Here is a 12,949-nt window from a genome sequence, read left to right on the forward strand (position 1 = left end):
CTCAATGAATTGCTGAATTAACTGCTGCAACTTTCGTTGCTTTGGTCACTTCATCAGACATTGAAAATCAAAAATTGCTTTTGATGCTCGATGCTGTGAGTGCCCACACAGATTGCTTGATTCAAATTGTTAAAGAGCAGGGTCTTAAACTATAACCCTCACCATCTTGCTTTGCAAGGTGAACCAGACGCGCACTGCGCCGTGCTGATGGAGGCGCATTATAGGGATATGATTCTCGCTGACAAGCGAAAACTACGTGTTTATTTGAAAAAGACGCTCAGGTGTTTAATCAACAACCAATCAGGCTAAAAAGCCGTCAATAATTCATCTAAATGAGCCTGCACACCTTCTCTATCGCTACCAATCGGTACCCGTTTTAGCCACATCAAGATCTACATGCCAGCCACGCCAGGCATACAAAAATGAAAAAGGCCCCTCGGGGCCCTTCATATCACGCTGCTTGTAGATCAGATGGAGAAACTGGAACCGCAACCGCAGGTCGTCGTGGCGTTGGGGTTGGTCACGGTGAAACGGGAACCTTCCAGGCCTTCGGTGTAATCCACGCTGCCGCCGACCAGGTATTGCAGGCTCATGGGATCGATCACCATGGTGACGCCGCTCTTCTCGACCACGGTATCGCCATCATTGATTTTCTCGTCAAACGTGAAACCGTACTGGAAACCGGAGCAGCCCCCCCCAGTGATGTAGACCCGCAACTTGAGTTCGGGATTCTCTTCTTCGGTGATCAAGGTCTTTACCTTGTTGGCTGCCGCATCCGTCATCTGGATGGGCAAGGGGGCTTCTGCTACTGCACTCATTGCTGACCTCACAACCGTTACATCCACAAACATGGAAACCGCGAAATTATCCAATACCCGACCATTTAGTTCAAGTATTCACCACTCTCTTACTGTGCTGCCGGCAAGGGGGCTGGTTGAGCGATCAGAGGCTTGAGCACCTCGTTCCACTCAGCAACCAGCTCCTGGGCCGGTTGCCGTCCCTCCTTCGGGATGAGGATTCTCACCCTGTCCGGGATGAAGCCTGAGGGAAGCTGCCAAATGCCCTCCAAGAGCTGGAAATATCGCAACGCGTAGCGTCCCTCCCCCACCTTCATGCCAAGATCCCGGCCACTGAGGATCCTGGGCTTGTCAGCCAGACTGCCTTCGAGCCGGATCTGCACCTGCCCCCGAAACAGCTCCCGCTTCTTGGCGGGTTGTGTGAGCGCCAGACGATAGTGGTAGCGACCCGGCACACTCGTCTCCTGCAATGTCAGATTGTCGATGGATACCCCCACCTGTTCGCCGGTGGGACGCATGATGCGCTCGAAGAAGGCCAGCTGGCGTTTCTGCTCCTGTACCTGGGCTTCCTGATCCTTGAGCGTCTGCTGAAGTTGCTCGAAGGCGGCCTTCTGGGTCGCCAGCAGGGTCTCCCTGACGCCGAGATCCGTCTTCAGTTGTGCAATGGCCTTGCTCTGACGCTCCAACGTCTCTTGCTGCACCGTCATCAGGCTGCTCTGAGCCAGCTCCTGTCTGTTCCCGACGACATAACCGATACATGCCCCCACGGCCAGCACCACCAATAACTTCACGATTTGGGACATAAGGCCTCTTCTCTATGCCGACATCCACACGGCCGGTTTCTTTTCACTATACGCGACCATGCCGGATTGATACGGATAAACAAAGAGTTAACCGGTCGCGATGCTGCTTTCACCCCGGTTTTGACGCGCAGCAAGCCGTAAAGTTCGCTCCAGGATCTGGGAATAGATAGGGCGCCCCCCCAACCATTGCGCCACCAGGGTTGCCCCTATGGTGGTGATCATCATGGGCAGGATCAGCTGATAGTTGTCTGTCATCTCGGTCACCAGCACGATGCCTGTAATGGGGGCACGCACGGTGGCGGCGAAGAGCGCCCCCATGCCGGCGATGGCAAAGGCGCCCGGTTCGATGCCGAGATCGGGAAATGCAGAGTGGAACAGGTGACCAAAGATCACCCCGAACAGGGTGCCCAGCGCCAGGGTCGGCGCAAAGACACCACCAGGGGCCCCCGAGCAAAAGCAGATGAGGGTACCCACCAGTCGCACCGAGAAGATGATGAAGAGCGTCGCCATCGCATAGTCTCCCCCCGTCAGATGCGGGATGAGCTCGATTCCCCCTCCAGTGACCGAAGGGGCGAACAGCGACAGCATGCCAAAGGTTCCAGCCACCCCCATGCCGATGATGACGAAGCGGTGGCGCTTGTTCTGATGCAATGCCAGGTAACCATCCTGACAGGCGAGCACCAGCTTGTTGAAGACGAACCCCAGCACACCAAAGCAGCCCCCCATGAAGAGAAACAGCCAGAGCGCCTTCAAGGCCGGAGCGTCGTAGTGAGGCAGCATGATGACGGGGGATTGCCCTTTCATGTTCTGCAGCATCAGGGTCGCCATGACGGCCGAAATCCCGACCGCCTTGATGGCGAGGAAGGAGTAGCGAAATTGCGGTCGCATCTCTTCCATGACAAACAGTATCCCTGCCAGCGGGGCATTGAAGGCCGCAGCGAGACCACCCGCCGCACCGGCAGCCAGCAGGGCGTGGCCATGCTCCTTGGGCAACCGGAAGATATCCGCCACCATCTTGCCGAGGTTGCCCCCTATCTGCACCGAGGGCCCCTCCCGCCCCAGCACCATGCCGGAACTCAAGGTACAGACCCCGCCAAAAAACTTCACCGGCAACACCCGCCACCAGCGTACCGGGCGCAGGTCGTCCATGGCCCCTTCAATTTCCGGGATACCGGATCCCCCCGCCTCGGGGGCAAAGGCATGAGTGAGGAAATAGCCGACCAACCCCAGCAGGGCGCTGAAACCAAAGCCGAGCAGACCGAGCTGCCACCAGGGGCGATCGGCCAGCAAGTCGACACGCTGCTGGGCCAGCCAGTGAACGCAAGACTCGAACAATCCGCACACCAGGCCTGCCAGCAGGCCGACCAGGGCCGCCAACAGGAGCACCAGCAGCGGCATCTTGTCCCGCCGTATCAGGCGCTGCAAGACTGGAGGACGACGCAGCGAGGCCGCGTCGGCGGAAGGAATGGCTTGTTGCTCCATGGATAATCACGCTCATCTAACGAGGACCAGACACACCTCGGCCTCGGCTGCCCAGCTCTGGGCCTTTCTGCTATAGTCGGCCCGTTTCATGTATCACGGGCGAGAGTCCGGGGCGAGAGCGCAAAGCATACTCCTCCCGCCATCCCCTGCCGAGCCGCAATCGGCAGCCTGCGCCCGGGTAACGACCAAAATCCCATTAAGGATGATCCATGTCAAAATCAGATCAGCTGTTTGAACAGGCCCGCCAGACCATTCCCGGTGGCGTCAACTCACCGGTCCGCGCCTTCAACGGGGTCGGCGGCACACCCCGCTTCATCGATCACGCCGATGGCGCCTACCTCTATGACGTGGATGGTCAGGCCTATGTGGATTACATCGGTTCCTGGGGCCCCATGCTGCTGGGCCACAACCACCCGGCCATCAAGGCCGCGGTCATCAAGGCGGTGGAGAAGGGACTGAGCTACGGTGCCCCAACCGAGATCGAAGTGCTGATGGCCGAGAAGGTGCGCCAGATCGTCCCCTCCATAGAGCAGGTGCGGATGGTCAACTCCGGCACCGAGGCGACCATGAGCGCCATCCGGCTGGCCCGCGGCTACACCGGTCGCGACAAGATCGTCAAGTTTGAAGGCTGCTACCACGGCCATGCCGACTCCCTGCTGGTCAAGGCCGGTTCCGGCGCCCTCACCCTGGGTCAGCCCAACAGCCCGGGCGTACCGGCCGATTTCGCCAAACACACGCTCACCTGTGTCTTTAACGATCTGGATTCGGTGCGCGAAGCCTTTACCCAGTACGGCAGCGAGATCGCCTGTATCATCGTCGAGCCGGTAGCCGGCAACATGAACTGCATCCCGCCGGTGCCCGGCTTCCTGGAAGGGCTGCGCGCCATTTGTGACGAATTCGGCGCCCTGCTGATCCTGGACGAGGTGATGACGGGTTTTCGCGTCTCCCTGCGCGGTGCCCAGGGCCACTACAACATCGATCCGGATCTCACCACCCTCGGCAAGATCATCGGTGCCGGCATGCCGGTAGGCGCCTTCGGCGGCAAGAAGAAGGTGATGCAGCACATAGCCCCGACCGGCCCCGTCTATCAGGCTGGTACCCTCTCCGGCAACCCGGTGGCCATGGCCGCCGGCCTCACCATGCTGGACCTGCTGCTGGAGCCGGGCCTCTATGAGCAGCTGAGCGCCAAGACCGCCCGTGTCGCCGAGGGGCTGAAAGCCGCCGCCGCCAGGCACGGCATCCCGCTTGCCATCAACTACGTGGGCGGCATGTTCGGCTTCTTCTTCACCGACGAGCCCGAGATCACCCGCTACGAGCAGGTCACTCGCTGCGACATGGAACGCTTCAAGCGCTTCTACCATCTGATGCTGGAAGAGGGTGTCTATCTGGCTCCGAGCGCCTACGAGGCGGGCTTCCTGTCGCTGGCCCACGGCGACAAGGAGATCGAACACACTCTGGCGGCCGCCGAGCGCAGCTTCGCCAAGCTGGCTGGCTGACAAGCCGCAAGATGTGCAGAGGGCCCCGATGGGGCCCTTTTTTGTTTGCTCATCCCGGCAAGGCACCATAGTGGTGCATCCTTAAGTCCCTCACCGGAGCCTTGCCACCTGCTGGTGCGCCGCGCCGTACACGGGCTGTCATAAATCGGGCCCACAATTTGCAGGCCCCTGCTTCAGGAGCCCATTTGACCGAGGTGTATATGGCAGAGATGAGCCCCATCGATGTGCTGCGGCGCTATCAGGAGTACGAAACCGAGCTGGCCCCCCTGCTGCTGGGGCTGCTCACCCTCCCCGAGGCGTCTCTCAAGACCTATGCCTTCGTCGAGGAGGTGAAGAGCCAGGCCCCCCAGATCAGGCCTGCCATACTGGCGCCCGTTCCGGCGGCCCAGGGGCAGCTGCGCCTGCTGGTGCAGGGCCATGGCCGGGAGCTGGAGATCAACCTGCACCAGCTGATCGCCTGGCTGATGGGGGACAGGGAGCGGCGGCGCGCCATTCCCTGGTTCAGGGCCGTCTACGTCGTCCTGAGTCTGGCCCTGTTTCTCATCGTCGGCACCCTCATCTGGCACGGGCTGGAACAGCTCTATCTGCTGCTGTGCGGCACCCAGCAGAACCGGCTCGGCGCCTTCAGCGCCATCATCTTCCTCACGCTCGCGCTGGCGGTGTTCGATCTCGGCAAGACCATCCTCGAAGAGGAAGTGCTGCTGCATAAGGACATCTTCCGCCACAGCGCCATCCGGCGCACCATTACCCGCTTTATCGCCGCCATCCTGATCGCGGTCTCCATCGAGGGGTTGCTGCTGCTGTTCAAGGGATCCCTCGGCCAGAGCGAACTGCTCTGGCCTGCGGTGGGGGTGATGGGCTGCGCCGTGGGGTTGCTGCTGGCGCTGGGGCTCTATGTGTTTCTCGGTGCCAGGGCGGAAGCCGCACTGGTCGCCTCCAGCCAGCAGGCCGCCCACCCGGAGGGGGCTGCCAGAGGCATCAGAAGACGCGCCAGGACCGGGCGAGCGGGATGACATACCAACGCGGGGCGCCCGTGCAGGCGGGCCTCGCCGACGCCAGCTAGCTCGTCGCCTCTGCCAGCGCGGGCGCTGGCTGTCGCCGCGCCGCCCGCCAGGAGGCGTACATGGTCCAGGAGGTATAGATGACGATGAAGGCCACCAGCCATTTGAGCATCTCCATCTCCATGGATTTGACCAGCATGGCCGCCAGCACCACGCCGATGGGGCCGAAGATGGCCACCGCCAGCACGGCCCGCGCATCGAAAGCCCCCATGCGAATGAAGGTCCCCGCCGAGAAGACGCTGAGCACGGCGGTGGATCCCATCATGATGGGGAAGGCCACCAGCGGGTTCATGCCGAGCAGATAGACCAGGGTCATGCAGGGGGCGAACAGGCCGATACCGACGTTCATCAGGGCTCCGAACAGGAAGTTGCCGGCAAGGGCGATCCCCAGCTTGTAACCGCTCAGCCCCATGGCCTCGCCACCGAGGGGGAAGAGCCCAAGCAGACCGGCAAAGATGAGACCGGCGACCACCAGCAGGGAGACCGCCATCACCAGCCGGATGGTCTGGCGATCAAAGGAAGCCACGTAACGGGCGCCCCAGGCCGCACCGGCTGCTGCCGCCGCCATCATGCTGATGAGGGTCATGGGATCCACGTTGACCACGCCGATGAAGATGAGAGCCTGGGTCACGGTCGGCAGCACGCACTGGCCGTTGAGGGTACCGGGCAGCACCCGATCATCGATCAACCTGAACTGCTTGTAGCAGGCGGTCTTCACCGCAAAGCTCCCCACCCCCAGGGTATCGAGAAAATTGGCCACAAAACCGATGGCCGCCACCGGCCAGAAAGGGGTGGCTTCGAGCTGGCCATGACGCCGTTTGTGCCACCAGGCACGGACCAGCATAAAGAGAAAGACCAGGGCACAACCGATAAACAAGAGACGCAGAAAAGTGACAAGCATGGGGAGACCTCCAACAACGGGCGGCGATTCTAAGGCAGCGGAGGGAAAAAATCCTGGCCAGGATCATGAGACGACGGGTGCAAACGTTTGGCCCCGACTATTTTGGCTGGCAGAACCCGAATGGGGCTATCCATACTGGTTGGGAGGGCGACAGCCCGGGCTCATCGGGCGTAGTCCTGGTCATTTCGCGACGACCACAGCACCGGTGAGGCGTAAACGAAAGAAGGCGGGGTGACCCGCCTTCTTTTTTCATTCTCCGTCAGGCAATCCAGCGTGGCAGCCGAGGAGCCAGGCGGTCGATCAGGCGATCCGACACGGGAGTGAGCAACAGCAGCGGCAGGCAGATCAGGGAGAGGCAAAGAGCGCCTACATAGACGTCCGTCATCCAGTGCGCACCCGCCAGGATGCGGGGCGCCGAAAACAGGGGCACCATCACCACCGCAACCACCCCGGCCCAGCGCGGCAGATAGCGCAGGGCAAAACCGGCGAAGATCATCAGGAAGAGGGCGTGATCACCGGGGAAGCTGTCACCGGCGGAGTCCTTGGTGGGAATCGCACTGATCTCGGTCAGGCGCAGTGCCCCGTCCACCATCAAGGTGGGGCTGGGACGGCTGACCGGCAACAGATGCCCGAGCTGATTGATCACCAGGGCCCCCAGCAGCATCACGACCCCCATGGCCACCAGACGACGGCGCTCCTGCCCGTCGGCACGGAAGAAGCAACTGGCGAGGATCCCGCCCATGCAGGCCAGCGCGGCCAGATCGAACAGGCGGTTGTTGGTGATGGCCACCAGATCGGCCCAACGGGGGGAGTGGCCAATCCAGCCATTGACCAGCTGGAAGAGGGCGAGATCCCACCCATCCCAGGGGCCGTGCTCAGGCAGGGCGCCCCAACTGAAGGCGATGAGGCCCCCGGCCAGATAGAAAGGAATGAACTTGCTCATGCCGACGTGTCCTTCGAAAAACGCTCATTCTAGGCCAGCCGCAAGATGACTTGCATCACAAAAGTGTAAGAATTCGTGTAACAAAGGTATTCCATCGGATCTTCTTTTGGCGCCACCGACCAGGTGGGCAAGCGCGCCCCCTCCTTGGCTCTCCCACCGGTTGCGGCTAGTATGGGCGCTCCCTTCGTTCAGGATGATGATGATGCGCAGCTACCTTCGCATGATGTTGTTTGCCCTCGGTTTGCTGGCAGGTGTACAGATCCCCGGGCTGGTCGATCTCTACTTCCAGCGGCTGGATGCCCGGCTGCAGCAGGCTGGTCTGGCGCTGGCCCCCTTCCAGCGCACGGCGGACCAGCACTTCAATGGCGATCTGCAGGCGCTGGTCGCCCATTACGGTGCCAGCCAGGATCCCGTCTTCACCCATGATGCCACCAGCCTCCAGCAACTGGTGAACCAGCAGCAGCACCTTCAGGGGGAGATCGCCGTGCGGGAGAGCCCCTGGTACCAGCAGCTCTCCCACCTGTTGCTGCGCGCCGATCCCGCCCTCTGGCAGGATACCCTGCACAACTACGGCTATGTGGTCCCCCTCAAACAGGCCGCCATTTTCTGCGGCGTGGCGGCGGGTCTGCTGGCCTCTCTGGCGGGGGATCTGCTGCTCGGCCTCCTGCTGCTGCCATTTCGCTCCCGCCAGCGCGTCCCCCGTCACGGCCTGCGCTGATCCCCTCTCACTGCCAACCGGGGTGCCCACCCCGGTTAGCGGCTACTCGAAGGGTTCGAGATAGGCTTCTATGGCCTTCTTCAGCCAGGCCAGCACCTTGCCGTGATGGGCGTTCTCCGACAGATAGACTCCGTAATCGCGCCACTGCAGACTGAACTTGTGCTTCAGGGTCAGCAGCTCCCCCTGGCGCAGCTGGCTCTGGATAAGGGGTGAAGGCAGCACCGCCCAGCCCAGACCATCCAGCACCGCATCCCGCATCAGTTCGAAACTCGACAACCCGATATGCTGCCCCCCGATGGGCAGCAGGCTCTTGACCGAAAACGCGTCCACATAGGAGAGAGTGACCTGGGTGTGATCAGTCAGATCCTGCTGCAACACCCGCTTCAGCCCAGCCAGCGGGTGGCTTGGCGCGACCACCATCAGGGTGCGGATCGGGTTGAGCACGTCGATGCAAAGACCGCTGCGCTCCTGTTCCTCGGTGATGAGGCCGAAGGCGGCATCCACGAACCCCTCTTCCACCAGGGCCGGCAGCTCCGGCGGTGAGGCCAGCACTAGGGAGATGCTGGTGCCCGGAAACTGGCGACGCAGCGCTCCCAGCATCTCGCGCCATACCACCTCGGGAATGGCGTCGTCCCGGGCTACCCGCAGCGCCACCTCGGCACCGGAGGCATGGTGCTCGCACTTGAGCTTCAGGCTGTTGGCGGCCTGCAACAGCCGCCGACAGTCGTCCAGCACTTGCTCGCCGATTTCGGTCAGTCGGCTCTGGTTCGCCCCTCGTTCGAAAAGTTCGACGCCAAGCTCCACCTCCAGGGTTGCTATCGCCGAGCTCACGGCGCTGCGACTCTTGCCAAGTCGTCTGGCGGCATTGGCTATCGAACCACTGTCTGCTGTTTCTACAAAGAGTTGTATCTGATTTAGCTTCATGACTTCAAACTGGCGGCAGATTATTCCATCACCACCTTATCCCCTGGCCCGCCCCCAAGGCAAACTAGCAGCGACAGCTTTCTCGACGCTCAGCGATAACCTTGCCCGTTTCGGGTGCCGTTATCCTCTCATCGTCGCAGCAACAGAAGGAAACTGCATGTCATCCCGTCCCCTGCTTTTGGCCCGCCTCTTCCTGACGGGGGCCATCCTGACCGAGGTCGCCGGCACCTCCTCCATGGCCCTGATCCCAAAGAGCGAGAGCGGCTGGATCCACTATCTGCCGATGTGGCTCCTCATCACCCTCTCCTACCTGCTGCTCGCCAAGGCCGCCAGGACAATCTCCATTGGTATCGCGTTTGCGCTGTGGGAAGGGCTGGGGATCGCCCTCATCACCGCCGTCTCCGTCCTGTTCCTCGGCTACGAGCTGAGCATCCAGGAGTGGATCGGACTGGCGCTGGCCATAGTGGGGATTGTCATGGTGACCCTGGGCGAGACCCATGATGCACCAGCCCCCACCCACCAGAGGAGGGAAGCCCCATGCACCCGTTGATCATCGTACTGGGCGCCGCCCTGCTGGATATCGGCGCCAACATGGCGATCAACCGCTCCATCGGTTTTCGCGACAAGGGGTGGGGCGTCCTCGGCATTCTGCTGGTGCTCTGTGCCTTCACTCTGCTCAGCGAGGCGGTCAGTACCGGCAAGATCGATCTGGCCGTGGCCTATGCCACCTGGGGCGCCATCGGCATTCTGGGCACCGCCCTCGGGGGCCTGCTGCTGTTCGGCGAGCGCCTCAGACCCGTCGGCTGGCTCGGCATGGTGGTGATGGCGGTGGCGGTCGCCCTGCTGACCACAGCATGATCCCCTCTCCAACCCCATGAAAAAAGCCGCCCTGTTCCCAGGGCGGCCTTTTCATGGTCAAACCGATCACCCGGATTGCAACAGGCAGCCTAACGCGCTGCCTCGTACAGCTCCAGCGGCAGGCCGTCGGGGTCGGCGAAGAAGGTAAAGCGCTTGCCGGTCAGCTCGTCCACCCGCACCGGCTCCACTTCCACCCCGTGCTGCTCCAGGTGGGCGATGACCCGGTCGAGATCCGCCACCCGAAACGCCAGGTGGCGCAACCCGCACGCCTCCGGCCGGGAGGGGCGCGGTGGCGGCGCCGGGAAGCTGAACAGCTCCAGCTGGCTGCCGTCCGGCAGCGCCAGATCCAGCTTCCACGACTGACGCTCGGCCCGCAGGGTCTCGGCAATGATGGGCAACCCCAGCACCTGGTGATAGAAGTGGCGCGAACGCGGATAGTCGCTGGCGATGATGGCCACGTGATGGATGGCCTCAAACAGGGGATGGGTCATGGCAATCCTTGCAAAACGGGCAGCCTGCGCTGCCCGTCTTCGTCAGTTGAAGAAACCGTTGAACCAGTTGTCCAGGGCATTCGCCGGGTCCGAGACCGGGCTGGCACAGCTCATGGGCTCGGCCAGACCGGCCAGCTTGGCCGGCACCTGGAGACTGCCGGGACAATCGCTGGCCACCCGGGCACCGCTCGAGCGGGAGAAGTTGGCCCAGCTAACCCCTTCGGGCATCTTCAGCCCCAGGCTGTTGACCCCTCGCTGGCTCATGTAGCCGCTGAACAGCTGCAAGGCGCCACTGGCACCGGTCAGCCCGGCCGGGGTGTTGTCGTCACGGCCGACCCAGACGCTCACCAGCTCGTTGTTGTCCATCCCGGCAAACCAGGAGTCACGCAGCTCGTTGGTGGTACCGGTCTTGGCTGCCATGGTGGCCCCGGGGAACTTGGCACCGAGCGCACGGGCCGTCCCCTGGCTCACCGTCTTGGTCATGGCGAACAGAGTCAGCCAGCTTGCCTGGGGATCCGTCACTCGCTTGGCCGCTTCGTCATGCTGGTAGAGCTGGCGCCCCTCGCCATTCACCACGGCCCGGATGGCCGACAGGGGCTGGGTCAACCCCTGGTTGGCAATGGGCAGGTACATCTGGTTCACCTCCATGGGCGAGAGCGCCACCGCCCCCAGCACCAGGGACGGATAGGGCTGGATCTCCTGCTGCACACCCAGCTTGTGCAGGGTATCCACCACCTTGTCCAGGCCTATCTGCATCCCGAGGTTGACGGTCGGCACGTTGAGGGAGCTGGCGAGCGCCTCCATCAGGGGCACGCTCTGGCGGAACTTGCGGTCGTAGTTCTGCGGCGTCCAGATCTGGCCATCCTGGCCGCGAATGCGGATCGGCTGATCTTTAAGCGGCGTGCCCAGGGTCAGGCCGTTGGAGAGGCCGGTCAGGTAGACCGCCGGTTTGACCAGGGAGCCAATCTGACGGCGGGCATCCAGCGCCCGGTTGAAGCCGGCGTAGCGGGGATCCCGTCCCCCCACCATGGCGACCACTTCGCCCTTGTGCCAATCGGAGACCACCATGGCCGCCTCCAGCTTCTTCTTGCCACGCTGCTTCTCGATGGTGGCCAGACCCGACTCCACCGCCTGCTCGGCGGCGTGCTGGGCGATGGGATCCAGACTGGTGAAGATCTTGAGGCCGGACTGCTTGAGCAGATCCGGGCCGAAGCGGTTCTGGATCTCCCGCTTGAGCAGCCCCATGAAGGCCGGGGTGCGGCCATAACTCATCTGGCCGCGGGCGATGATGCCAAGGGGCTGCTTGCTGGCCAGGTCATACTCGGCCTGGGTCAGGCTGCCGTGATCCGCCAGCAGTTTCAGCACCAGATCCCGGCGCGCCTTGGCCCGGTCGGGGAATCGCCAGGGATCGTAATAGGAGGGGCCCTTCACCATGCCCACCAGCAGGGCCACCTGATCGATGTCCAGCTCGTTGACCGGAATACCGAAGTAGAAGTAAGAGGCGAGCCCGAAGCCGTAGACCCCCTGGGAGAAGTTCTGCCCCAGATAGACCTCGTTGAGGTAGGCCTCCAGGATCTCGTCCTTGCTGTAGCGGTAGTCGATGAGCACCGCCATGTAGGCTTCCTGCAGTTTGCGCCACAGGCTGCGCTCACGGGTCAGGAAGAAGTTCTTGGCGAGCTGCTGGGTGAGCGTACTGCCCCCCTGCACGGTGCGACCCGCCAGCAGGTTGGCTGCCATGGCGCGCATGATGGCCACCGGCGAGACACCGCCGTGCTGGTAGAAGTCCCTGTCTTCCGTGGTGAGCAGCGTCACCAGCAGGCTGTCCGGCACCTCGGAGAGGCGTACCAGCAGGCGGTCTTCCCGATCCTCGGTGTTGAGGCGATCGAGCAGCACCGGGTCCATCTGGGCATAGCCGAGCTGGCGCTGGTTCTCCAGGGACTGGATCCCCTCGAGGCGCGCCCCGTTGAAGGTGAGACGCAGGCCACGGGCGCCGTCGGCACCGTCGTGGAACTCGAACGGCCGGCGCACCAGCTCGATGCGGTTGCCGCTCACCGCGTACTCACCCGGGGTATGAGGCTGACGCACCTGCTTGTAGCTCAGCATGTTGAGCTCGCGCAGCATCTGGGTCTGGGAGAGCCGCTGGCTGGGATAGAGCTCCAGCGGGCGGCTGTAGACCATCACCGGCAACTGCCACTTCTCGCCGTCGAAGCGCTCGCGCACCTTGGTGTCGAGATAGATGCCAAACACCACCATGAAGGCCGCCACCACCAGAGAGAGCTTGAAGCCCAGCCAGAACAGGGTGCGCCAGATGGTGCGTTTGGGCGCTGCCTTCTTGGGCGTGCGCTTGCGTCGTTGGGTTGCCATAAATCCTCTTGTCGTTCTCCTCGCCATCCCGCTGATGCGAGCGGCCTGCGATGCCTGTTGTGGAGGGGACTGTGCCACCGCCATCTTGTTCTGATCGTACCGACCGATCAC

At 62.5% G+C, this 12,949-nt stretch carries 13 protein-coding genes; 5 read left to right on the forward strand and 8 right to left on the reverse strand.

Annotation, left to right across the window (positions count from 1 at the left end):
- Positions 1-467: 467 nt before the first annotated feature.
- From erpA to clcA, 3 genes are all read right to left on the reverse strand, one after another.
- A complete protein-coding gene (erpA, locus tag ACVDHI_RS19600) occupies positions 468-818 on the reverse strand; it encodes an iron-sulfur cluster insertion protein ErpA (protein ID WP_010675554.1) in 351 nt (116 codons plus the stop codon).
- A gap of 89 nt (positions 819-907) precedes the next feature.
- Entirely contained in the window at positions 908-1,600 is a 693-nt protein-coding gene (locus ACVDHI_RS19605) for a DUF6776 family protein (protein ID WP_447212431.1), read from the reverse strand.
- An 87-nt stretch (positions 1,601-1,687) separates the two neighbouring features.
- On the reverse strand, positions 1,688-3,082 hold the full coding sequence (gene clcA, locus ACVDHI_RS19610; RefSeq protein WP_039040862.1) for a H(+)/Cl(-) exchange transporter ClcA: 1,395 nt from the start codon (positions 3,080-3,082) through the stop codon (positions 1,688-1,690).
- Positions 3,083-3,291: 209 nt separating this feature from the next.
- Here clcA and hemL point away from each other — a divergent pair, with 209 nt between their 5' ends.
- Together hemL and ACVDHI_RS19620 are read left to right on the forward strand one after the other, a co-directional pair.
- Positions 3,292-4,578, forward strand: coding sequence for a glutamate-1-semialdehyde 2,1-aminomutase (gene hemL, locus ACVDHI_RS19615; protein WP_447212432.1), 1,287 nt, complete (start codon positions 3,292-3,294; stop codon positions 4,576-4,578).
- Positions 4,579-4,778: 200 nt separating this feature from the next.
- Positions 4,779-5,591 (forward strand): hypothetical protein, encoded by an 813-nt coding sequence (locus ACVDHI_RS19620; RefSeq protein WP_447212447.1) that lies wholly within the window; start codon positions 4,779-4,781, stop codon positions 5,589-5,591.
- A 46-nt stretch (positions 5,592-5,637) separates the two neighbouring features.
- On the opposite strand, the gene ACVDHI_RS19625 is transcribed toward ACVDHI_RS19620, so the two are convergent.
- Positions 5,638-6,540 (reverse strand): sulfite exporter TauE/SafE family protein, encoded by a 903-nt coding sequence (locus ACVDHI_RS19625; RefSeq protein WP_324045513.1) that lies wholly within the window; start codon positions 6,538-6,540, stop codon positions 5,638-5,640.
- 259 nt (positions 6,541-6,799) lie between these two features.
- A complete protein-coding gene (locus tag ACVDHI_RS19630) occupies positions 6,800-7,483 on the reverse strand; it encodes a phosphatase PAP2 family protein (RefSeq protein ID WP_010675560.1) in 684 nt (227 codons plus the stop codon).
- Positions 7,484-7,685: 202 nt separating this feature from the next.
- On the opposite strand from ACVDHI_RS19630, the gene ACVDHI_RS19635 reads away from it, so the two are divergent.
- Complete coding sequence (locus ACVDHI_RS19635) at positions 7,686-8,201, forward strand: DUF2937 family protein (protein ID WP_447212433.1); 516 nt, start codon at positions 7,686-7,688, stop codon at positions 8,199-8,201.
- A 42-nt stretch (positions 8,202-8,243) separates the two neighbouring features.
- On the opposite strand, the gene ACVDHI_RS19640 is transcribed toward ACVDHI_RS19635, so the two are convergent.
- Positions 8,244-9,125: a LysR family transcriptional regulator gene (locus ACVDHI_RS19640; protein WP_039040858.1), complete on the reverse strand. Its 882-nt coding sequence runs from the start codon at positions 9,123-9,125 to the stop codon at positions 8,244-8,246.
- Between the two features lie 157 nt (positions 9,126-9,282).
- Here ACVDHI_RS19640 and ACVDHI_RS19645 point away from each other — a divergent pair, with 157 nt between their 5' ends.
- A complete protein-coding gene (locus ACVDHI_RS19645; protein ID WP_266140576.1) occupies positions 9,283-9,675 on the forward strand; it encodes a DMT family transporter in 393 nt (130 codons plus the stop codon).
- Positions 9,663-9,983: an SMR family transporter gene (locus tag ACVDHI_RS19650; RefSeq protein ID WP_052815233.1), complete on the forward strand. Its 321-nt coding sequence runs from the start codon at positions 9,663-9,665 to the stop codon at positions 9,981-9,983. The genes ACVDHI_RS19645 and ACVDHI_RS19650 overlap by 13 nt, the downstream gene beginning before the upstream one ends.
- An 89-nt stretch (positions 9,984-10,072) precedes the next feature.
- On the opposite strand, the gene gloA2 is transcribed toward ACVDHI_RS19650, so the two are convergent.
- Positions 10,073-10,474, reverse strand: a complete 402-nt coding sequence (gene gloA2 / locus ACVDHI_RS19655; RefSeq protein ID WP_010675565.1) for an SMU1112c/YaeR family gloxylase I-like metalloprotein — start codon at positions 10,472-10,474, stop codon at positions 10,073-10,075.
- A gap of 42 nt (positions 10,475-10,516) precedes the next feature.
- Complete coding sequence (gene mrcB, locus ACVDHI_RS19660) at positions 10,517-12,838, reverse strand: penicillin-binding protein 1B (protein ID WP_010675566.1); 2,322 nt, start codon at positions 12,836-12,838, stop codon at positions 10,517-10,519.
- Positions 12,839-12,949: the final 111 nt, after the last annotated feature.

The organism is Aeromonas sp. 25-248 (assembly GCF_053005425.1).

What these genes read in the sequence shown, in the direction of transcription:
- erpA (WP_010675554.1), bottom strand. Translation starts at nt 818, where the DNA reads ATGAGTGCAGTAGCAGAAGCCCCCTTGCCCATCCAGATGACGGATGCG.
- ACVDHI_RS19605 (WP_447212431.1), bottom strand. Translation starts at nt 1,600, where the DNA reads ATGTCCCAAATCGTGAAGTTATTGGTGGTGCTGGCCGTGGGGGCATGT.
- clcA (WP_039040862.1), bottom strand. Translation starts at nt 3,082, where the DNA reads ATGGAGCAACAAGCCATTCCTTCCGCCGACGCGGCCTCGCTGCGTCGT.
- hemL (WP_447212432.1), top strand. Translation starts at nt 3,292, where the DNA reads ATGTCAAAATCAGATCAGCTGTTTGAACAGGCCCGCCAGACCATTCCC.
- ACVDHI_RS19620 (WP_447212447.1), top strand. Translation starts at nt 4,779, where the DNA reads ATGGCAGAGATGAGCCCCATCGATGTGCTGCGGCGCTATCAGGAGTAC.
- ACVDHI_RS19625 (WP_324045513.1), bottom strand. Translation starts at nt 6,540, where the DNA reads ATGCTTGTCACTTTTCTGCGTCTCTTGTTTATCGGTTGTGCCCTGGTC.
- ACVDHI_RS19630 (WP_010675560.1), bottom strand. Translation starts at nt 7,483, where the DNA reads ATGAGCAAGTTCATTCCTTTCTATCTGGCCGGGGGCCTCATCGCCTTC.
- ACVDHI_RS19635 (WP_447212433.1), top strand. Translation starts at nt 7,686, where the DNA reads ATGCGCAGCTACCTTCGCATGATGTTGTTTGCCCTCGGTTTGCTGGCA.
- ACVDHI_RS19640 (WP_039040858.1), bottom strand. Translation starts at nt 9,125, where the DNA reads ATGAAGCTAAATCAGATACAACTCTTTGTAGAAACAGCAGACAGTGGT.
- ACVDHI_RS19645 (WP_266140576.1), top strand. Translation starts at nt 9,283, where the DNA reads ATGTCATCCCGTCCCCTGCTTTTGGCCCGCCTCTTCCTGACGGGGGCC.
- ACVDHI_RS19650 (WP_052815233.1), top strand. Translation starts at nt 9,663, where the DNA reads ATGCACCCGTTGATCATCGTACTGGGCGCCGCCCTGCTGGATATCGGC.
- gloA2 (WP_010675565.1), bottom strand. Translation starts at nt 10,474, where the DNA reads ATGACCCATCCCCTGTTTGAGGCCATCCATCACGTGGCCATCATCGCC.
- mrcB (WP_010675566.1), bottom strand. Translation starts at nt 12,838, where the DNA reads ATGGCAACCCAACGACGCAAGCGCACGCCCAAGAAGGCAGCGCCCAAA.